At 58.8% G+C, this 17,295-nt stretch carries 26 protein-coding genes; 10 read left to right on the top strand and 16 right to left on the bottom strand.

Translation table 11 applies throughout. The features are described 5' to 3' along the window. Positions 1 to 40 precede the first annotated feature (40 nt). Positions 41 to 1,114 carry an acyltransferase family protein gene (locus ACIQ2A_RS16125; RefSeq protein ID WP_398480939.1) on the bottom strand — a complete coding sequence of 358 codons (1,074 nt, stop codon included), beginning with the start codon at positions 1,112 to 1,114 and terminating at the stop codon, positions 41 to 43. 435 nt (positions 1,115 to 1,549) lie between these two features. Between ACIQ2A_RS16125 and ACIQ2A_RS16120 the strand changes: the two genes are divergently transcribed. From ACIQ2A_RS16120 to ACIQ2A_RS16080, 9 genes are all read left to right on the top strand, one after another. Continuing rightward, positions 1,550 to 2,311, top strand: a complete 762-nt coding sequence (locus ACIQ2A_RS16120) for a TIGR02594 family protein (protein ID WP_398480937.1) — start codon at positions 1,550 to 1,552, stop codon at positions 2,309 to 2,311. A gap of 207 nt (positions 2,312 to 2,518) precedes the next feature. Further along, the gene (locus ACIQ2A_RS16115; protein ID WP_398480935.1) at positions 2,519 to 2,968 is read left to right on the top strand and encodes a hypothetical protein; all 450 of its coding nucleotides are present in this window, start codon (positions 2,519 to 2,521) and stop codon (positions 2,966 to 2,968) included. Further along, positions 2,965 to 3,174 (top strand): hypothetical protein, encoded by a 210-nt coding sequence (locus tag ACIQ2A_RS16110; protein ID WP_398480933.1) that lies wholly within the window; start codon positions 2,965 to 2,967, stop codon positions 3,172 to 3,174. Before ACIQ2A_RS16115 ends, ACIQ2A_RS16110 begins: the two co-directional genes overlap by 4 nt. Further along, the gene (locus ACIQ2A_RS16105) at positions 3,174 to 3,428 is read left to right on the top strand and encodes a hypothetical protein (RefSeq protein WP_398480931.1); all 255 of its coding nucleotides are present in this window, start codon (positions 3,174 to 3,176) and stop codon (positions 3,426 to 3,428) included. The genes ACIQ2A_RS16110 and ACIQ2A_RS16105 overlap by 1 nt, the downstream gene beginning before the upstream one ends. After that, entirely contained in the window at positions 3,340 to 3,633 is a 294-nt protein-coding gene (locus ACIQ2A_RS16100; RefSeq protein WP_398480929.1) for a hypothetical protein, read from the top strand. Before ACIQ2A_RS16105 ends, ACIQ2A_RS16100 begins: the two co-directional genes overlap by 89 nt. After that, positions 3,630 to 4,109, top strand: a complete 480-nt coding sequence (locus ACIQ2A_RS16095) for a hypothetical protein (RefSeq protein WP_398480927.1) — start codon at positions 3,630 to 3,632, stop codon at positions 4,107 to 4,109. Before ACIQ2A_RS16100 ends, ACIQ2A_RS16095 begins: the two co-directional genes overlap by 4 nt. Then, positions 4,099 to 4,419 carry a hypothetical protein gene (locus tag ACIQ2A_RS16090; RefSeq protein WP_398480925.1) on the top strand — a complete coding sequence of 107 codons (321 nt, stop codon included), beginning with the start codon at positions 4,099 to 4,101 and terminating at the stop codon, positions 4,417 to 4,419. Before ACIQ2A_RS16095 ends, ACIQ2A_RS16090 begins: the two co-directional genes overlap by 11 nt. 94 nt (positions 4,420 to 4,513) lie before the next feature. Further along, positions 4,514 to 4,858: a septal ring lytic transglycosylase RlpA family protein gene (locus ACIQ2A_RS16085; protein ID WP_398480923.1), complete on the top strand. Its 345-nt coding sequence runs from the start codon at positions 4,514 to 4,516 to the stop codon at positions 4,856 to 4,858. Between the two features lie 29 nt (positions 4,859 to 4,887). Beyond that, a complete protein-coding gene (locus tag ACIQ2A_RS16080) occupies positions 4,888 to 5,148 on the top strand; it encodes a hypothetical protein (protein ID WP_398480921.1) in 261 nt (86 codons plus the stop codon). Positions 5,149 to 5,630: 482 nt separating this feature from the next. Here the strand turns inward: ACIQ2A_RS16080 and ACIQ2A_RS16075 are convergent, their stop codons facing one another. After that, the gene (locus tag ACIQ2A_RS16075) at positions 5,631 to 7,505 is read right to left on the bottom strand and encodes an autotransporter outer membrane beta-barrel domain-containing protein (protein WP_398480919.1); all 1,875 of its coding nucleotides are present in this window, start codon (positions 7,503 to 7,505) and stop codon (positions 5,631 to 5,633) included. Positions 7,506 to 7,796: 291 nt separating this feature from the next. On the opposite strand from ACIQ2A_RS16075, the gene ACIQ2A_RS16070 reads away from it, so the two are divergent. After that, positions 7,797 to 8,657: a hypothetical protein gene (locus ACIQ2A_RS16070; protein ID WP_398480917.1), complete on the top strand. Its 861-nt coding sequence runs from the start codon at positions 7,797 to 7,799 to the stop codon at positions 8,655 to 8,657. A 127-nt stretch (positions 8,658 to 8,784) separates the two neighbouring features. Here the strand turns inward: ACIQ2A_RS16070 and ACIQ2A_RS16065 are convergent, their stop codons facing one another. The 14 genes from ACIQ2A_RS16065 to ACIQ2A_RS16000 all read right to left on the bottom strand — a co-directional run. Then, positions 8,785 to 9,894, bottom strand: a complete 1,110-nt coding sequence (locus tag ACIQ2A_RS16065) for a DUF4037 domain-containing protein (protein ID WP_398480915.1) — start codon at positions 9,892 to 9,894, stop codon at positions 8,785 to 8,787. Positions 9,895 to 11,071: 1,177 nt separating this feature from the next. After that, on the bottom strand, positions 11,072 to 11,287 hold the full coding sequence (locus ACIQ2A_RS16060) for a hypothetical protein (protein WP_398480913.1): 216 nt from the start codon (positions 11,285 to 11,287) through the stop codon (positions 11,072 to 11,074). A 25-nt stretch (positions 11,288 to 11,312) separates the two neighbouring features. Further along, positions 11,313 to 11,504 carry a hypothetical protein gene (locus ACIQ2A_RS16055; RefSeq protein WP_398480911.1) on the bottom strand — a complete coding sequence of 64 codons (192 nt, stop codon included), beginning with the start codon at positions 11,502 to 11,504 and terminating at the stop codon, positions 11,313 to 11,315. A 15-nt stretch (positions 11,505 to 11,519) separates the two neighbouring features. Continuing rightward, positions 11,520 to 11,774 (bottom strand): hypothetical protein, encoded by a 255-nt coding sequence (locus ACIQ2A_RS16050; protein WP_398480909.1) that lies wholly within the window; start codon positions 11,772 to 11,774, stop codon positions 11,520 to 11,522. Next, entirely contained in the window at positions 11,771 to 12,211 is a 441-nt protein-coding gene (locus ACIQ2A_RS16045) for a hypothetical protein (RefSeq protein WP_398480907.1), read from the bottom strand. Before ACIQ2A_RS16045 ends, ACIQ2A_RS16050 begins: the two co-directional genes overlap by 4 nt. Further along, positions 12,204 to 12,659: a hypothetical protein gene (locus ACIQ2A_RS16040; protein WP_398480905.1), complete on the bottom strand. Its 456-nt coding sequence runs from the start codon at positions 12,657 to 12,659 to the stop codon at positions 12,204 to 12,206. Before ACIQ2A_RS16040 ends, ACIQ2A_RS16045 begins: the two co-directional genes overlap by 8 nt. Then, positions 12,652 to 12,873, bottom strand: a complete 222-nt coding sequence (locus ACIQ2A_RS16035; protein ID WP_398480903.1) for a hypothetical protein — start codon at positions 12,871 to 12,873, stop codon at positions 12,652 to 12,654. Before ACIQ2A_RS16035 ends, ACIQ2A_RS16040 begins: the two co-directional genes overlap by 8 nt. Continuing rightward, the gene (locus ACIQ2A_RS16030) at positions 12,870 to 13,055 is read right to left on the bottom strand and encodes a hypothetical protein (protein WP_398480901.1); all 186 of its coding nucleotides are present in this window, start codon (positions 13,053 to 13,055) and stop codon (positions 12,870 to 12,872) included. Before ACIQ2A_RS16030 ends, ACIQ2A_RS16035 begins: the two co-directional genes overlap by 4 nt. 74 nt (positions 13,056 to 13,129) lie before the next feature. Beyond that, positions 13,130 to 13,498: a hypothetical protein gene (locus ACIQ2A_RS16025; RefSeq protein WP_398480899.1), complete on the bottom strand. Its 369-nt coding sequence runs from the start codon at positions 13,496 to 13,498 to the stop codon at positions 13,130 to 13,132. Next, positions 13,491 to 14,519 carry a Lar family restriction alleviation protein gene (locus ACIQ2A_RS16020; RefSeq protein WP_398480897.1) on the bottom strand — a complete coding sequence of 343 codons (1,029 nt, stop codon included), beginning with the start codon at positions 14,517 to 14,519 and terminating at the stop codon, positions 13,491 to 13,493. Before ACIQ2A_RS16020 ends, ACIQ2A_RS16025 begins: the two co-directional genes overlap by 8 nt. Continuing rightward, positions 14,516 to 14,869 carry a hypothetical protein gene (locus tag ACIQ2A_RS16015; protein ID WP_398480895.1) on the bottom strand — a complete coding sequence of 118 codons (354 nt, stop codon included), beginning with the start codon at positions 14,867 to 14,869 and terminating at the stop codon, positions 14,516 to 14,518. Before ACIQ2A_RS16015 ends, ACIQ2A_RS16020 begins: the two co-directional genes overlap by 4 nt. Continuing rightward, positions 14,862 to 15,392 carry a hypothetical protein gene (locus tag ACIQ2A_RS16010; protein ID WP_398480893.1) on the bottom strand — a complete coding sequence of 177 codons (531 nt, stop codon included), beginning with the start codon at positions 15,390 to 15,392 and terminating at the stop codon, positions 14,862 to 14,864. Before ACIQ2A_RS16010 ends, ACIQ2A_RS16015 begins: the two co-directional genes overlap by 8 nt. Positions 15,393 to 15,635: 243 nt before the next feature. Further along, positions 15,636 to 16,619, bottom strand: a complete 984-nt coding sequence (locus tag ACIQ2A_RS16005) for a DNA cytosine methyltransferase (protein ID WP_398480891.1) — start codon at positions 16,617 to 16,619, stop codon at positions 15,636 to 15,638. Positions 16,620 to 16,775: 156 nt separating this feature from the next. Next, positions 16,776 to 17,295, bottom strand: a 520-nt coding sequence (locus tag ACIQ2A_RS16000) for an HNH endonuclease (protein ID WP_398480889.1), incomplete at its 5' end; no start/stop codon positions are given.

The raw sequence follows: 17,295 nt of genomic DNA, 5'->3' as shown, positions 1-17,295 counted from the left end.
GATGGCAAGCGCAAGTTTTCCGATCGTCCCAATCACCGTGTTATCGGAACAATCCCGTTGGGCCGACCGCGCGAAATTTCTCGCCGAGGCTGCGCCCAGCGACCCATTGTCGGATCCGTTCAACCGGTATGCCGACTATGAGCTGAAGGACCAATGCTGTCGCTATGACGATGAGAAGCGCGTTTGCCGCTGGATAATGCTTCGCGGCATAATGCAGTACTGGCAGGTGGCAGATGTATATTGGATACGATAAATTGCCAATGAACCTGTCAACTTTAGAATTCTTTGAGAAATCGAAGAGGTAAGGAAGCGCCACAAAAAGAAGTGCTGCGTAGCTATAGAGGCGAAGCCGCATCATGAAAACGGTCGGGATGGGAAAGTACTGGTAGGCAACGGATGCAGTAATCACTGCCGAGAAGAAAAAGGCCTGTATGTGAAAAGTTGACGGTAGCGCTCTATTTAGCGGGCTGCTCTGCTTTAGATAGTAGGCGAGGCTCCCGAGCGCGAACCACATAGCATTCGGCAGGAATATGTTGTAGCGCCACGGGAACTCTTGGAAGCTCAATTCTTTAGAGGCGGCCAGCCATGCTAAACTTATCAGACAGAGGGCCGCAATGCGCTTGAGATAATGCTTTCCAAACACGATCACAAATGGTGCAATTGCGTAAAATAGTATTTCGATGCTGACTGACCATACTGGTGGAATGTAAAGCAGCGAGGAGCAATCTTGCTTCGCTAATGTGGGCGTAAGGATCTGAAGTGTGGTCGTTGAGCAGTCGAGCACAAACGCCAAATCGGAAAAAAGCATTGTGTAGTTGAATAGTGTGTAAGCGAAATGCACTTCCCATCCGCCATTGGGCGTGATGGGCGAAATAATTATAAGTATGAAGACTATCACGAGGTAGATAGGGAGAAGCTTGAGCCATCGGTTCAAGTAAAAAAGTGAGACACTTGTATATTTTCCATTCAAGATCATCGTCATGTAGAAGCCGGAGATCATGAAGAAGAAGATCACCGCATCGAACCCATAGACGAGATTGCGGTTACCAAAATGGGCGTCCCCGCCGTGCATTAATGCGACGCTGAACGCCAGAATAAACCTCAACAGCCCCATTGGACACCACGATACAACGCGTCAGACGCGACGGCGCCCTTGTCGGCAATTCGCACATTGGAGCTGCGTTCCGTGTAAGGTGGCTGCGGGACACTATTGCGTGGTTTGTGATATTTCTGCCACGGCATAGACGTCCGTTATGAGTCCATAAGCGCCGCATCGGATATGATGAGTGAGCGCGGAAGCCCTCCAAGTCAGCCGAAAACGCCCGAGCTGATCGCGTTCAGGGCGATGTAATAAAGCGCAATCACAATCGCGCATCCAATGAGAGACAGCTGCATAATCGACGGTCCTGCAATGCCGTTCGATCTATCACGCCATCAAAAACGATTATGTCTCAGACAGGTCACACTGTCTCAAAACAGCGCACCTTCGTACTGAAAAGCGTGAGCCGAACTGCACGGCCGCGCCCCTTCCTGATCAATGGAGAACACCATGACCATCGCAGCCCTTGTGGCCAGCGGTCCCTTGCGCATGGGCGCAACGGGCCCGGCCGTCACAGCCGTGCAACTTGCCCTCCGAAATGACGGGCGGGACATTCAGGCGGATGGCGAATTCGGGCCGATCACACTGACCGCCCTGAAGGCTTTTGAGGCGTCGCGCGGCATGAAGGTCGACGGCATCGTCGATGTGCCGACTGCGCAGGCGCTGGATAAGATCGGGCCGCCACCGTCCGTCCTGAAGGTCGCACCGTGGCTGGCGACGATGCGGGCGCTGACTGGAACTAAGGAAGCGCCTGGTTCGAAAGACAACCCCTTCATCATCGAGATGGCGCACGAGATCGTCCGCCGCTATCCCGATCTCAAAGGGAATGTCGGCTGGTACAACCACGACAGCATCCCGTGGTGCGGGCTGGGGATGGGCTACGTCTTCGCGGTGAACGGCATCAAGCCGGCCTCGGCGCTGCTCTCAGCGCTGGCTTGGGCTTCCTGGGGCGTTGCTCTGAAAGTCCCGACGCCCGGCGCCGTGCTGGTCTACAGCCGCACCGGTGGCGGCCACGTCACGCTGTATGAGAGCGAGGACGCCAATTACTATTACTGCCGCGGCGGCAACCAGGCCGACAGCGTCAACGTGACGAAGATCCCCAAATCTCGAGCCATCAAGGCGATCCGCTGGCCGGCCGGCGTGCCGCTCCCGACCGCCGGCCGCAAGATGGGCGCGACAGGGCAGGCGGCCTCTGCTGGCAGCGAGGCTTAGCCTGCGATGTTCGCTATGGCCTCGCTGGCGACGCCAACAACGATGGCGGCGGCGTAGATTACCGCAATGAGAAATTCAGCATTTTTACGCATGTCACGCTCCTTACGGATGCCCTGACATTGCCTGAACGTGGTTAGCGGTCGGTTAAGCCGCTTTTATCGATCCGCCGCGCGACGGCATCGCGCATTCCCACTTCAAAGGTGACCAATGTTCCCCACGCTGATCCACGGCGCGCTGGCGCTCGCCGCTATTGCGGTCCTGACCTATCTTTTTGGCCCGATCTTCCTCGTAACCGTCACCGTGCTGGGGCTGCTCTACGGCGTCGCCCGTATGGCCGCCAAGCCGCGGGCGCCCTGGATGCACGCTGGCTTGCCGGTGCTCTTCCTGGCTCTCGCTATCCCCGTGTTGGCCATGGCGGCCGACGCCGCACCCGAAACCATCGCACAGTCGGTCTCGGAATCCACGAAGGTAACGTGGGCGTGGGGCGCGACCGTCTCACAGGCCGGGCAGGCGATCGCGTGGATCCTTGCATCCATTGCCATGGTCCTGCTGCGCCAGCTGCCAGCGAACATCGTGGCGATCTTCGGAAATGCCCGGGTCGAGCTGCTGCTCAATAACGCGATCGGCTATGGCCTGAATGCGTTCAGGGCGCCGTGAAGGACAAGACCCTGTCAGTCGATGTCGGCAACGAGGTGCTGGCCAAAGCGCTCCAGTATGCCGTCGATAATGCCCCAGCGTGGCTCCAGTCCTGGGCCGGTGGTCCGGAAGGGCTGGCTAAAAAGATCTGGGCTCGGCTGAACCTGGGCGAGGGCGCCAGCGATGCGGCGCTGCCGGCTGCGGTCAGCACCGTATCGGCAAACTGATGTTCTCGGGGCTCGCAGGAGCCGCGCTGCTGACGATCCTGGAGGCATTGTTCAATGCCGCCGGGGTCGGCCTCAACGACTGGCTCGCCCGCAAGCGCGCCGAGAACAATCTCCATGATCTCGGCGTCGCTGAAACCACTTCCACCATCAACAAGGAGTCCGCCGATGCGGAGCGTCGAGCGAGTGAAATTGCGGTCAATCGGCCTGATGTTGGCGCTGTCGTTGCTGACATGGAGCGGGGCGACGCCTTCTGAAGCGGCCGGCAAGTTTCCGGCCGACGCGCCGGAGGTCGTCGTGCAGACGAAGTGCCCGCCGCTCAAAGCCTATGATGCGGCCGCCACCAAAAAGGCTGGCGCCGAACTCCGCAGTCTTCTGTCGGCTGATCCCGCCGCGGCGTCGCCAGGCATGATTGCCGACTACAAGCTGCTCCGCGACCGGTGTCGGGCATATCAAAAGTGACCCGCACAATCTCTGCCCACCTGGCCTATGCGCTGTTTCGCCATGCGGCCTCGGAGAAGTATCCGACCCGCACCGTCGAGCACATGCTCGCATGGATGCTTGTTGTCTGGGCCGGCGCGTGCGCTGTGCCGACGAAGATGATGAATGGGCCGACGTTCGAATACCTGCTGGTAATCGCGCCCGAGTGGGTCTGGGGTTACATTGGCGTTGCCGTCGGCAGCTCGCGGCTACTGGCGCTCTACATCAATGGCAATTGGCGCCGCACGCCCGGCCTGCGCTTTTTCGGCGCTATGCTGGGCCTGATTTGGTGGCTGATCATCAGCGCGCTTTATTGGCTTGCTGTGAAGAATGGGGCGCCGGATTTTCCAATGCGATACGTCTTCTTCGTTTTCATCTTCTTCGAGGGCTATTCCTGTTTCAGGTGCGGGCAGGACCACGCATCGCCGAAGGCGCGGGACGCCTCCAATGGCGGCTGATCCGCAAGACGTAATCACGCTTATGGAGGCGCTGAAATTCCTTGCGCCGCTGGTTGGCGGCGGCGGTTTGACAGCGTTGGGGGTGGCCTATTTCGGCTCGAAGCGGCCAAAGCCGGTAGAGTCGCCATCGCCAGCGGCCGGCGTGGGGATCTCAGCGTTGCTCGCCGATCATATGGCCATGGAGCGCTTCACGGCTGAGATCCGCAGACTCGCTGATGCAATGGAAGATCTGGCCAAGGCTGGCAATCGTCTTGGCGACATGATGGACATTGCGGCTGCGGTCGAGCGACTGACCCATCCCAAACAATAGCCCGACGCATCACCGAATCCAGACGCGCCGGGCTGGCTAAGGGCGGATGGGGATCAATCCTCAGCCCTAAAACTGTGCATCACAATCCTAAGGAATGTCTATGCTCCGCTTTGCCGCGGCGTGCACTTTGCTGTGCGCGCTATTTGCTATGCCTGCCACTGCCGAAACGTGCACTGCCAGCCACTATGGCGTCGGGGACGGCTACCACGGCCGCCGGACGGCCTCTGGCGAACGCTTCAACACCCACGCCTTGACGGCGGCGCATCGCACCAGGCGCTTCGGTAGCCACGTCACGGTGACGAACAAGGCGAACGGGCGGGCGGTGACGGTGCGCATCAATGACCGCGGACCCTTCGTGCGCGGCCGGTGCATCGATCTCAGTCACGCCGCCGCGCGGGCGATCGGGATGGGCGGATTGACGCGCGTTACTGTCGAATGACCGGATCCGGGAATGAGCCCGGATAGCTGGTGACGAAGCCGTTCCTTCGTCTCTGGCGCCTTAACGAAACTGGCCGCTGTCCTTCGGGGCGGCGGCCTTTTTTTGCTTTCCCGGCGGGCGAGCTTGCTTTCGGCGCGGCCGATCGCCTGCGCTATTCCCGCCGGAAGGCGCCCTTAAGAGTGCGCCAGATCCAGAGCGGTGCAACGACAATTGCCAACAACAGGCTGGCAAAAACCATCAGGATGAATGCCCCAACGAGCGCGATCCGTTCGCTCCAAGACATCGAGTGACGACGCCGTGGGCCATCGTTTGGATCGGTCGATTTACCAGCAGATCCAGATCGAAATTTATACACTCAAGCCCCCAAGCATTGCTTGGGCAGATAAATACTGACGCGTTGTCGCGTTCAACTTTAACTCGATGTTAAGCTAAACGTCGCTCTCGTGAGTTCCTAACCCATCTGGGTGATGCAGCTTTAGTGAAAGCGCACTGTTGCGCCCTCAGCGCGGAACCGTTCTACCGCGCAGGTTCATCCTCCGACGCCAACTCCAGATAACTACTGTGGATGCAAACGGCGTCCTTCCGTCCCGCAGGTAACACCCGGTAAGAGCGGCGTCGCCCGACGATGCTGACGACAACAGCTGTCCTCCAGAGTGTTTTAGGGCTTCGCGACCGGCCAAGCTCGTTCAGTCGGCACACATCGCCGACGCGTAGTTTCGAAGGTGTCACAGTTATCTCAATCGGCCTTCGGTAAGCGCCGCATCTGTCTTTGCTATTTGAACAGAAGCTGCGAGCCAGAGTTGAGTGCATAGTTGATACCGAAACGCCCGCCGTAATTGGTGGCGCCGTTCTGACCTAGCTGTGCATTGAAGGCGGCAAGACCGATCCAGTCTTTCGCAAGCGTCACCGTCGTGCCCACCACCGCGCTCGCCCAGTCGCGGCCGAATTGCACGATCGGCAGAGAGTAGCTCGGCGTCAGACCTGGCAATGTAAGAACCGTTGCAGTGACGGATCGGTTTGCCGTGTTGTCGAATTCGTGGTTCCACGTCACCTGTGCAAATGGCCGCCAATTGCCGTAATCGATTGCGGCTCGATAACCGAGCGCAGACACCGTCGAGGTGCGGCCGATATTCGAGAAGGCCATGCTAGTGAAACTGCCGGTTTCGGTGAAGGTGTCGATGCTCACCGACTGCACCTCGACGCCAGCAACCGGGCCGTGGGTCATAGCACCCTGCCGGAAGTCGTATCCCGTCAGCGCGGCAAAGGAGAAATTGCGACCGTTGGTATTACCCTGGTTGCTGTCGAACGAGATGCCCAGTGGCACGACGCGATTTACGTCATATTTCATCCAGCCAAAGCTCATGATCGCGTTGGCCCAGAGATTGTCGGCGCGCACGGCACCAAACACCGTCGCAGCCACTTCCTGCTGACGGAATCCGCCACCTGAGGTGAAGGACGGGCTGAACTCGCCGAGCGTCACCGCGCTGCCGATCAAGGCGTTGTTGCTGAAGGTGTAGCTGCCGCCCAGGGTGCCGGCGATCGGCGTGGACGGATCGCCGGGGAAGCCAGGCGAGCTGTTATTGAGCTTCAGCGACGACACATCGCCATTGAACCAGACATTGAAGCCCGGCGTCGCGCGGCGCTGAGTGATGTCGATCTGCTCCTGAATGCCAAGCGTCACGCCGCGGCGGGCCTGGATGGCGCTTTCCGTCAAGAAAGAGATCTGGCTCGGGGCGACGATCAAGCTGTAATAGTAGTCCGCTTGGATCTGCTGGCCCGCTGGCGAAAGATGGAGATTGTCCGAAAAGAGGTTGGTCTGCAGGGCATTGGCTGACGTCAGATAGGCCGTGCTGGCAGGGGGCAGCGAAGTAATCGGCGTAGTTGATGGCACGCAATAGAGACCGTAGCCAGAATAGGCTCCAGTTTGCGGTTGGCAGGCCGCTGCGGATGACGGAGGGGCGGTGGCGAAAGTTGGCGCAGGAGCGATGGGCACTGGGCCGCGGGCCGCCGAGGTTAGGCCAAACCGTGCGGGGTTGGCTTGCACGGCGAGGATTAGTGCCGTCTGATCAGCAGGAATAAAGTTGACACCTGCCGCGGCAAGATTCTGGTAGATCGTCGTATTGAGTACATCGTTCCGCCCAAGATTTGGGACCAAAATGTAGCGCGCGCCCGCATCACGAAGGGCTGTTACAGCGGTTGAGAAGAATCCGGCCTGCTGAACCAGATTGCCGGTGCTGTTGCTACCGGCGCTGATCAAGTAGAGAGCATTCGGATTAGCCACGCCGCCGGTCGAGGCCAGATAGCTGATCATCTGCTGGACGATAGTGGGCGATGTCGGCGCCAAGCCATTCGCGCCTGTGATGGCGGCACCCGACACGGCGTAGTTCGTTCCCGTTGCGGACACGCCACGCGAGACGTCTGTCAGGCCGAAGCGCTCAGCAAGGATCGTGGTGTTCATGATGCCGCCGGATGGCGTCATCGCTGCGCCAGCATTTCGAGCGGACGTGAAGTGTGCGTCACCGCCTTGAAGCTTAAAATATCCGCTGTCGAGCAGGCTAGGGCCAAAAACCAGGAACTGATTAAACTCCTGCGCACTTGCGACGGTCGAAACAGAAAGGGCGGCTAAAACAACGGCACTGCGAAACATACATTCCCCAATTCAGAAAACGGTCGACTGCAGCTTGAAATGGAAAAAATGTAGCGACCGAATCTCGCAGAGTCTGTGCCGCAATTGCAACACTATTCAGCGACGATGCCGATCGTTGCTCATGAGCTTTGGAGCCTGCCTTGCGCATCCAGGGCAGTTTCTCGGTATTGCCCCAATTTGTATGACCGCGCGCGCCGTCCAGCACCGCACCCGAGCAGGTCGAGCAACCGCTGCTGGCGAGTCGCGAAAACGCTAAGAGTTTGAGAAAGGCTGTGGTTTAAGATGCAGCTTATGACGGATTCAAATTTCAAAGTCATATTCCGAGGGCCGGCTGTCGATACAGGCGACATCGATGTGCGGGACTTGGCGCCAGCGCTTCTTGCCCTAGGCGATGTGTTCCAGTCGGCAAGCGACACCCTAAACGGAGATCGTGTAAAGACAGCCGTTAGGGTCAAGGCGACTGAGGCAGCGTGTTTCCAGGTCGATCTGTCAGTTGTTCAGTCGATCGGTGAGACCTTACATTCACTGTTAAGCCTAGCCGCTGCAAATAAAGATGGGATTTCAGCAGCGAAGGAACTAGCTGACCTAATTCTGAAGACCGGGACAGCCGTCGGCGTGGTAGGAGGCGGTTTATTCGCCCTTCTCAAGTTTCTGAAAGGTCGCAAGCCAGAAAAAATTGATGACGTCGGAGGGGCGGTGCACCTTCATCTTGATGGAAACGTGTTCATCACCAATCGAAAAACAATCATCCTCGCTGAAAACGTCGGTGTGCGGGAAAGCGCGAAGAGATTTGTATCGGTGCTAAAAAATGCGGGCATCGAGAGCATTTCGACGAAGGCCGAGGGCGACACGGAAGAAACGTATACAAAATCGGATCTTATTGCATTCGACCTCCCTAACGTCATTGAGGAGGAGTTGCTGGATGAAACACGCCGAATGAATCTACAGATCGTTTCGCTGAGTTTCAAGGACGACAACAAGTGGCGTGTGACCGATGGCAGCGAACCGTTTAGCGTCGGGATTGAAGATAGCGATTTTCTAAAGCAGGTAGCCAATAGCGAGATATCGTTTAGCCGTGGAGACTATCTTGTGTGTGACGTCCGAGAGAAACAAACATCGACGCCGCAGGGACTCAAAAAGAGCGGACTATAACGAGGGTCGTGGCCCATCGACCCGCCGCTCGCCAGATGAAATTGCTTTAACGCTTTATCATTTCACCCACAAAGCCGCGTCAGCTACGACTCGGAACGCTACGCGCTTATTGGTCATGAGCGACATCTCAGTCGTTGTGAAATGTTGTCGCGCGTTCGAACACACCAGACCAAGCACCACTCGCAAGTGCAGGCACAAAAAGTACTGCTCCGTTCTTTAGCAACTGATCGGCGGCGCCAAAATTGGGCATTTTCCGTACATCTTCGTCTTTGATAGCTGCCCGCAGCCCGGCGCTGATCTTGAGAGAATCGATGAACTGGAATGGGCGACCATGTAAGTTGCCAGAGGTCGGCGCTGTCGCGCCCGGTATCCCTCTAGCGAGTTGCAGCTCGGCAACGAAAGAGCAAGCATCGACCAAACGCGCTTCACGTTGCTGCCAATCATGGGAGGTCAAAACACGCGTTAACAAAGGTGTGAGATCGCTAGCGGTATCAAGCCGTGAAAACGAAGTGCCGAGCCATTTCGAATAGGGCGCATATCGTCGCTCGATTAGCAAAGCCAGGCGCATAATGTTCTCAACCATGCGCGCGGCGATTATTTGCGAGCCAAGTTCATCGCCCGAATATCCAACACGGCCGACAAACGCACGTTCTGCGGCTATCAAGTCCCACTGCGCCGCGAGCTTATAGAGCCAGATATCCGTGGGGAAATAGCTAAGGCGACGCCTTAGCGCATGAATCTCGCCGACATCGTCTCGAAATATCGCGCCGGCGGTCGCCGTAAGAAACATCTGTTCTGGATAAGCGAGCCAGTCGCGGGCAGTCAGCTTTTCAGGAATTTGACGCTGAAAGAAACGCTCGCACCAGCCTGCAACTGTGTACATCTCAACGCCGTGTTGTGATCCAAGCATTCCAGCTCTGCGACTATCATGCCCCGGTGGTCTCGCATTGTAGCCATAGCGCACCTTGTGGCCGTCGAAAGATTCAGGCAGGCGGACGTCGAGCACAACCATCAATTTTGCGGCAACTTCTGCGAAGTTGGACTCCGGCAAAAATATTTGTACGCAGGGGCCGTAATCGTGGTCTTCGGAGATCTCGGCATCGAAACCGAGGACTTCGGATCCTAGGCCGATCCGGCCTGCAGCATAGTAGATATCAGGAAAGTGTTCTTCGATGACAGGTCCGACGATTGTCGAATAAAAGGCCTGGGATAGCTCGAGGCCACGCCGCTCAGTCACATCGCCCTCCGAACCTCACCATCATTCCGTGACAGTGATATAGCGGCATATCAGTAGCTGGCCAAGGAGGTCGCGCTTGGGACAGCTCGGTGATCAGTCCGGCGCTGTTTATTCGTAACCGCGGTGGCGATGTTTTGGCAGGTCAACGTTTAGCTCAATGCTTTCGCGCACGTGCTCGGGCCTGAATCGCGCAATACCACGCTCCTAGCCATGCAATAGCACCCAAGGGCGGAACCCACACTGCCGACATCGTCATGCAACTGAGGAAAAAGGCCAAGCATATCGTTCGCGCGCCGATGCCGCCCAGTGCGGCATAAGATGGGATGAAAGCAAGAAGTATCAGAGCTAAGAGTAAAATCGATTCCGATTCCATAGTGACCCAAAAGCTTTAAAAATAGCAGCTACGGCCGCAATGGTCGGCAGTTTTGCATAAACCTATTTGAGAATTACATACCCCAAATGGGGTAGCATCCGTGATGCCATCCTATTCCATGACCGCGGGAGTGTGGCCCTGCCGTATCAAAGGCTTCAAAGCCGCTCATAGGTTTCCTGAGAGCACCAGTGGGAATTTCCCGACACATTCTCGTTTCGCACTGGCTTACCGCCTTCGATGCTGAACAGATAGGTCTGCTCTCCGAGAGAATTTCCGACCGCACCGATCAGTGTCGCGCGTATGCAATCTGACCAGCCGAGCTGTGTTTTGCGAGGCGCCGAAAAGCTGATGTTGGACGGCGCTGATTGGGGGAGGAAGAACTCTCCCAGTCGATTTTGCAGCATCAATCGCATATCAGGCGAGGGCTCGATAGGGGTGGGCCGCGGTGCCCGGTCCTTTAAGATGTCCGGAGCCCAGGTCGCACCTGGATCAATGGAACATCCCGTCAAAAGTATCCCGACAGCAATAAGAACCATTATTCGCATGCGTTAATTCTATCTGAGCCCGTGTCGCACCACAAATGCGGTGTCACTCCATTACGGCTGGCGTTGGTTGCGCGGTGGCGACTTCGACCGTGACCTTTATCATAAAGGAGCCACAGGCAGGCCAGCAGCTCGCTCTTGTAGCGGCCCTCTGGCATCACCCACAAGCCGGCGTGGATCAGCCGACGGGCTAGCCTGTAGCGCACGTTGAACTTCCAGAACTGTCGCATGGATTGACTCCAGAAATGATGGGTGCAGAGCGTTAAGCCCCTGGTGCAATCGGCTGCCAGGAATGGATGTCCTTCATCGCGAATTCCCGGATCGCAGCCTTCTCGACGTCATCCGCCGTCAACAGCCACTGTTCTTCGGGGTGCCATTCGTTGCTCACGAAATTCATGGATATGGGCCGGATCCGGCGCATGGACCGCTCGCCTCGATAATTGGTGTAGTCGATCATCACTTCAGAGTTCTGCGACATATTGGGCTCCGGCGGTGGTTGTGGGTCAGCAAATATCCAGGTCGGTCTCGTCGGACCATTCCACGCGGATGCCGTCAGGCTCCTTTATCCATGTGGTGCAGGGCGTCTCACCGACATATTGCGGCGCCTGAATATCGCGCGCCTTCAGCATCGCGATCAGCGCCTCGTTGACCTCGCGGTCGCTGAATTTATAGGTGCGAACAATCTTGCGATTCATGGGCTCTCGCGCTCCTTACTGATGATGGGACTGTGGCATTGGCTTTTCGATGCCCCTGCGCTGCCGCTTCGGCATGACCTTCTCGCTGTAGGTCGAGTGCCAGTCGCTCATGTGGCAGGTGAAGGGGCTGCAGCCGGTGTGACGGGCGATTACCCAGCCTTCGACCACGGCCATGACGCGCACGGTCCGGGTTGTGTCGCGATGCGGCCGATCCCAGCGCGAATTGACTGCCGGCTCCGGCAAAGACTTCCATGCAGGTTGCTTTTTCACGTCTTCTCCTGGGTGGTGTTCTGCTGCTGAGAGGTGAGTGCGGCACCATAGAGCGTGAACAGCTCAGCGCGGCGCTTCTCAATGTATTCCCAGATCCGGGGTGCTCGGTTGCGCAGATCAGCAAGGCCAGTGCCTATGCCGGCCTCAAGCCACACGACATCGCCGCCTTTGATCAGATGATCCACCAGCCGCATGAACCGATCATCGATCCGTTGCTTGCAGGCGCCAGGAAAGTCGTGATCGCACAAGAACGCTTTGGGCTCGTTTGACGGTTCCCATTTGGTGGGGATGCCGACAGCATTCGGCTCACCGCGCATCTCGCGCGCTTGGCCGCCAAATCCGAGTTCCTTCATATTGTCGCCGAACACGAAAAGAGTGTTCGGATCTGAGCGCAGCACGTCACGAGTGATGTAATGCTCGACGATGATCCTACCCATTTGTGGTTCCTCGATCAGTCGCAATAACGGCATCAGGGAGTGCCGCGATGGCGCCAAGCACGATTAGAACTTGATCCATCGAGTCCTGAACGTTGCCCTTGGCCTCCGGCGTGTGCAGGTCGTCCCGCAGCTTCTCAAGGCTGGTAAGCCGCTCCATTGCGACAGCCTTGCACCGCCCCCGCATGTCCCGCGCGGCGGCGTCGCGTTCGGCGCGGGCTTCATCTCGCTGTTCGATAAGGTGCTCGATGACCTTATCGCTGTAGGCGGCCTGCCTGAATTCGGGAGCGGCGGACTCGTGCGCGATGGTACAGCCGTGTCCTTCGTGCGCTCTGGCGAATGCCAGATCATAGCGGCCGGCGCGATCACGGAAGCCGGTGTAACCCCGGCAGTCTGGAGCATAGTAGAGATCGCGCTTGACGATCAGCCATCCCTCGGTCTGTTCAACCATTGCTGCCTCCATTTTCCCCAATCACCGATGGAGTGACTTGCTCGCCTTCCATCGCAATCGGCCAGCTAGCTGTGATACGGTTGGTCTTCTCCGTCACGGCGTACGGTTTTGCATTTCCCATCTTTACGGCGCTGCGAGCGCTATCCTCGCTGTCGGCATCGATGTGATATTTTTCGACCTTTGTGACGGTTCGCTCCACGAAATAAGGCCTCATGCGTAAGCCTCCATTTCCCGAACAAGCGTGTTCGCGCCAGCTTCAGTCCAGTCGTATCGAGGATCTCCGAACTCGACTTTCTCGCTCTCGATGAACTCGCGATAGGTGCGGGCCGCCATGGGCATTGCCTGCGTCGCTTTGATGTCTGGATACAGGCGGCCATAGGCGAGGATCATCTTCACGATGAACTGCGCTCGAGTGAGGCCGCCTGGGGCCACAACGCGATGGATAGGGGTGAGGTAGCGCCCGCTCCGCGTCATGCAGCACCATCCGTTCGATCTTTGCCCGTAAGCGCGAAGGTGGGGTGCTTCATGGCGGCAGCCCGCAAGGTCGCTCGCAACTGCTTCGTATTGGGGATCACCGGCCCAGCATCGCCGTCCACCATGCCCGGTCCGGGCGGCACGCCGTAAAGCTCGGCAACTCGGCACAAGATCGGAAAGCGCACCAGCCCACGGGTGTTCTTGATCCAGTAGTACCGAGCGGCGGCCGCCATTTCGTCGAGGTCGTATTTGCCGGCCCACGACAGCGGGTAAGCGTATCCAGCATTGCTCGGGCGCCAGAACGTGATGTAGGGCTTGCGGAGCCACTCCTTGCGCATATCGCAAATGTAGAACAGATCAGCCATGGGTCTGGCTCCCGCGGTCATTGCGAGCAAGCGCGGCGGCCTGCAGCGCAGCTTTGGCGGTCGCTTTTGTCTGGATAACCACGATCTCGTCGCGACCGCGTGACGACCATGGGCCGCCTCTGGAGGCATCGCGATCTGTCCACATGACTTCAGCTGCGGCGTTGATCTGCGCTTCAGTCGGATCATCTGCGTACCATCCCCCATGCGCTGGCCGAGAGAGGGCGAACTTCATCTGCCGGCGCATATCGAGGAATGCGAGCTGCCGTGCGTTCCAGCGCTCTCCCTCGATGTCGCCGCGCGGTGTTTTCTTCGCATAGGCCTCAGCTTGTCGCTTTGAAGCATCCTCAGCTTCGGTCGTGGCGTAGGCGATTAGATCCCTCACCGCATCCGGCTCGGGCGAGGTGGTGGGGGCGGCGTAGACCGGATAGGCACCAGGGTCCGATTTGTCGGCGATGATGGTGACAAAAAGTCCATCTCGCTGCGGGATGTCACGCAGGTAGGATGCAGGGGTGGCGCTGGTTGCAGCAGAGCGGACGGATGGTGCAGCAGGCTCATCATCCCATTCGACCTGATCGGCGAAGGCTTCCGACGCTTCATCAAGCTCTTTGATCGCGTCGGGGCCTTGATCCTCGAAAGCCACAATCCGAGAGGCGACGATCAATCGGCGCATCTGCTTTGTCAGGCGCGGACGCTCCAGCTCAGCGCGGATGGCCTTCGTAATAACGCGAAGCGTCTTAGCCGTCCCGAAGACCATGTTGTCGGGGTTGGCCTCCCATTTCGCGAGTAGCTTCTCCACGAAGGCGTCGCTTGCAGGCACCGGCGCTGCTGGGGCATGATCGCGGGTGTTCCAAAGCTCGACAATGCTGCCGTCGATCGTCTCGTTGTCGAACACCGACATGCCACAGCCTGATGAAACCGCGTGGATGACGGAGTCTGTGTTCCCATCGGAAACATGCAACGCCTTGCAGAACATCATTCGGCCGCCACAGAATGGGCACGGCTTCAACTCGATCTCGCTCATCGTCCTGCCTCCTGGAGGGCGGCGCGGGGGAGCGCCATTGCGGCGAGACGCAGGGCAGCCTGCACCTCTTTAGAATTGGGGATCACGGGGCCGACGTTTCCATCAACTAAACCAGGAGCAGGCTGCACGCCGAAATTCTCGACGACGCGGCACAAAATCGGGAAGCGGTCATAGCCTTTCGACCCCTGGGCCCAGTAGTAATCGGGGTCTTCCAGAAGATTGGCGATTTCATACCTCCCGGCCCATGGCAGCGGGTACGCATACCCGGCATTGTTCGGCCGCCAGAAGGTCACGTATGGCTTGATCTTCCACTTCTGGCGCATGTCGCAGATGTAAAATTGGTCAGCCATTGTCGGGCTCCGGTGCTTGTGCGGGTTGAGTGCGGCGCTGGTCCCGCGCGAGCTGGGCCGCGGCGCGTTCGGCTATGATTTCCTGCGCGGCATCGAGAAGATCGCCAGGGCGGGAGAACGTGCGCGTCGGCGTCGGGCCATCCTCGTCCCAATCGCAAAAGTGATGGCGTACGCAGGTCTCCAGCGCGCACCACGCTGTTTCCTCGTCCCATTCGGGTTCGTAGTAGCCGGTCACCGCGCCGACCATGACGGTGCCTTTGCGCGGATGTGATGGCGGCCTCATGTACATCGAACGGCCATCCTTCGTCGTCCAAAGGATCTCCTTGCCGCGTGGGGTCGTCCAGCCGTTCCGGCCTTCATAGGTCGGATGACAGGTGGAGCGTTCCCAATGCTTGTGGGCGGCGATGAACGACGAGCTGTAATTGTCCCATTTCTCGGCGGGGAACTGCTTTCGCTCGTCTCCAAGCAACGGCAGCATGGGCGCGGCGCGCTTCGACAATTTCTTGAGGGTGCGCAGATTCATGCCGCACCTCCCGTGCGTCCTTGGAGCGGCGGCGATCGGGAGCGATGAAATAAGGCGCATAGCCGCGTGGCGTCTTGAACCCATCCCATCGGACAGTCGGCGAATTGAATTCGTCCACCTTCACGACAACACCGGACTGATTGTGCCGGGTCTTCGGGAAGATGCAGCGCTCAATGCCTTCCTTGCTCGGGCGTACGCGCTGTCCGACCTTGAACTTGTGTTTCAGGCGAGTTTCCCAGGGCATCACACACCCTCCTTGGAGCAGACGGCCGTAGCCATCATCGTGTCGATGAAGGCGGCGATGAACGCAGAGGCGGGGCGGGGGTCTATAGCGTTGCCGAATCCGCGCAGCTTACCCACGCGTCCGGATACCCCATGAGCCAGCAGACGAACTCCGGGTTTAATCCGCCGGCGCCGGCCGTCCGCACCGTCAACGGTGACGAGCCCGCTCCCGTCTGCCCAGCCAATGTCAGAACCGGCTTGGATCGATCGCCCTGGCTGTATTGATAGCCCGAACCTCGAGCATCCGTGACCCGCGGCGTCGCCCAAAGCCACGCTGCGTGATGCAAGCTCACGCCCTTGCGAACTCCGCGCGCTAAGCGATCCTGATCGGTGGTCATCTTCCGAAGTGTAAAAGGATCGCGATGGTTGTTCGCATCCGCTGTCGGCCACAAACCAAAATCTCTCGCGTTCGTGGTCCGCACCCGCGCTTGAGGCTTCGATCGGCATTGCCCCCACGGCGTAGCCCATGTGCTCCAAGTCACTTCGCACAAGTCGGAGCCATGCAGTCGCTCGCGCAACCTGCTCTCCAAAGACGACTGCAGGCGATCGCTCGCGGATAAGCTCTCGCCAGACGGGCCAGAGGTGGCGCTCGTCGGCGAAGCCCTTCTGCTTTCCCGCAGAGCTGAACGGCTGACAGGGGCACGATCCGGTCCAAACAGGTCGGGTGTCGTCCCAGCCAGCCTGTCGGAGGGCGTAGGACCATCCGCCGATGCCGGCGAAGAAGTGGCACTGAGCATAGCCGTGAAGGTCGTCTGCGCGGACATCAATGATGCTCCTGGTGTCAACGTCGCCAGGCGCGATCAGGCCGGCCGCAATGAGGTTGCGCAGCCACTGAGCGGCATACGGGTCGATTTCGTTGTAATAGGCGCGCCCAGCCGGCTCCTGCCGTGCTGCGGACCGATGGAGGGAGTCCCGCGTCCTGTGTTGGAAGTCATCGCGATGCACTCCGACGGGCGCCGCGCCGCCGGTGTTGCGCTAGCGACGAACCGGAATCGGTCTTGCGCCGGGCGGCCTCGAAGGACCTGCGGTCCATGGTCGGCTTGCGAACGACGGCGATCTGCTGACCGCGGGTCAAGCGGGCGGGCTTGAAAACGTGATGGCTCATGACGCCTTGATCCTCACAGGAGCAAAATGGGGGATGGGATGGGCGGCAGAGTGCCGCCAGCGGTTGCCGCGGGTGAGCCGGCTGACGGCGGATTGGGTCAGGCCGAATCGGCGGCCGATGTCGCGTTGCCGGACACGGCCGGCGAGGCCTCGTATTTCGGCAACTTGGGCTTCAGACAATCGGGTGTGCGGAGAGCGGGCACCGCGAAGGGACCGACCTCGACGAACCATGTCGTCTGCGTTGTCTTTGATGGTTCCGGTCGATAGATGGGCCGGGTTCACGCACAGAGGCATGTCGCAGGAGTGGCGGACGACTAGGCCGTGGGTGGTACCTTGGCCATGGATCGCCTCATAGGCGGCGCGATGCGCGTAAACGCTCACACTCCGACCATTCTTCCTGCCGGAATTGAACACGCCGTATCCAACGCCGACGCTCTTGCGTCCCGTGGTCGCGGCAGCCAGCCACAACCAGCAGCCGGTGTTTGGCTCCGGCTGGATCAAGTGATCAAAGCGCTGG

The sequence above is a fragment of the Tardiphaga sp. genome (assembly GCF_044336785.1).
Classification (GTDB): Bacteria; Pseudomonadota; Alphaproteobacteria; order Rhizobiales; family Xanthobacteraceae; genus Tardiphaga.
The sequence above is the reverse complement of the archived record's forward strand: the minus strand, read 5'-3'. Positions and strand labels throughout refer to the sequence as shown.

What these genes read in the sequence shown, in the direction of transcription:
- ACIQ2A_RS16115 (WP_398480935.1), top strand. Translation starts at nt 2,519, where the DNA reads ATGTTCCCCACGCTGATCCACGGCGCGCTGGCGCTCGCCGCTATTGCG.
- ACIQ2A_RS16070 (WP_398480917.1), top strand. Translation starts at nt 7,797, where the DNA reads ATGACGGATTCAAATTTCAAAGTCATATTCCGAGGGCCGGCTGTCGAT.
- ACIQ2A_RS16085 (WP_398480923.1), top strand. Translation starts at nt 4,514, where the DNA reads ATGTCTATGCTCCGCTTTGCCGCGGCGTGCACTTTGCTGTGCGCGCTA.
- ACIQ2A_RS16055 (WP_398480911.1), bottom strand. Translation starts at nt 11,504, where the DNA reads ATGAATCGCAAGATTGTTCGCACCTATAAATTCAGCGACCGCGAGGTC.
- ACIQ2A_RS16035 (WP_398480903.1), bottom strand. Translation starts at nt 12,873, where the DNA reads ATGAGGCCTTATTTCGTGGAGCGAACCGTCACAAAGGTCGAAAAATAT.
- ACIQ2A_RS16060 (WP_398480913.1), bottom strand. Translation starts at nt 11,287, where the DNA reads ATGTCGCAGAACTCTGAAGTGATGATCGACTACACCAATTATCGAGGC.
- ACIQ2A_RS16105 (WP_398480931.1), top strand. Translation starts at nt 3,174, where the DNA reads ATGTTCTCGGGGCTCGCAGGAGCCGCGCTGCTGACGATCCTGGAGGCA.
- ACIQ2A_RS16090 (WP_398480925.1), top strand. Translation starts at nt 4,099, where the DNA reads ATGGCGGCTGATCCGCAAGACGTAATCACGCTTATGGAGGCGCTGAAA.
- ACIQ2A_RS16045 (WP_398480907.1), bottom strand. Translation starts at nt 12,211, where the DNA reads ATGGGTAGGATCATCGTCGAGCATTACATCACTCGTGACGTGCTGCGC.
- ACIQ2A_RS16125 (WP_398480939.1), bottom strand. Translation starts at nt 1,114, where the DNA reads ATGGGGCTGTTGAGGTTTATTCTGGCGTTCAGCGTCGCATTAATGCAC.
- ACIQ2A_RS16075 (WP_398480919.1), bottom strand. Translation starts at nt 7,505, where the DNA reads ATGTTTCGCAGTGCCGTTGTTTTAGCCGCCCTTTCTGTTTCGACCGTC.
- ACIQ2A_RS16120 (WP_398480937.1), top strand. Translation starts at nt 1,550, where the DNA reads ATGACCATCGCAGCCCTTGTGGCCAGCGGTCCCTTGCGCATGGGCGCA.
- ACIQ2A_RS16020 (WP_398480897.1), bottom strand. Translation starts at nt 14,519, where the DNA reads ATGAGCGAGATCGAGTTGAAGCCGTGCCCATTCTGTGGCGGCCGAATG.
- ACIQ2A_RS16010 (WP_398480893.1), bottom strand. Translation starts at nt 15,392, where the DNA reads ATGAATCTGCGCACCCTCAAGAAATTGTCGAAGCGCGCCGCGCCCATG.
- ACIQ2A_RS16015 (WP_398480895.1), bottom strand. Translation starts at nt 14,869, where the DNA reads ATGGCTGACCAATTTTACATCTGCGACATGCGCCAGAAGTGGAAGATC.
- ACIQ2A_RS16040 (WP_398480905.1), bottom strand. Translation starts at nt 12,659, where the DNA reads ATGGTTGAACAGACCGAGGGATGGCTGATCGTCAAGCGCGATCTCTAC.
- ACIQ2A_RS16025 (WP_398480899.1), bottom strand. Translation starts at nt 13,498, where the DNA reads ATGGCTGATCTGTTCTACATTTGCGATATGCGCAAGGAGTGGCTCCGC.
- ACIQ2A_RS16100 (WP_398480929.1), top strand. Translation starts at nt 3,340, where the DNA reads ATGCGGAGCGTCGAGCGAGTGAAATTGCGGTCAATCGGCCTGATGTTG.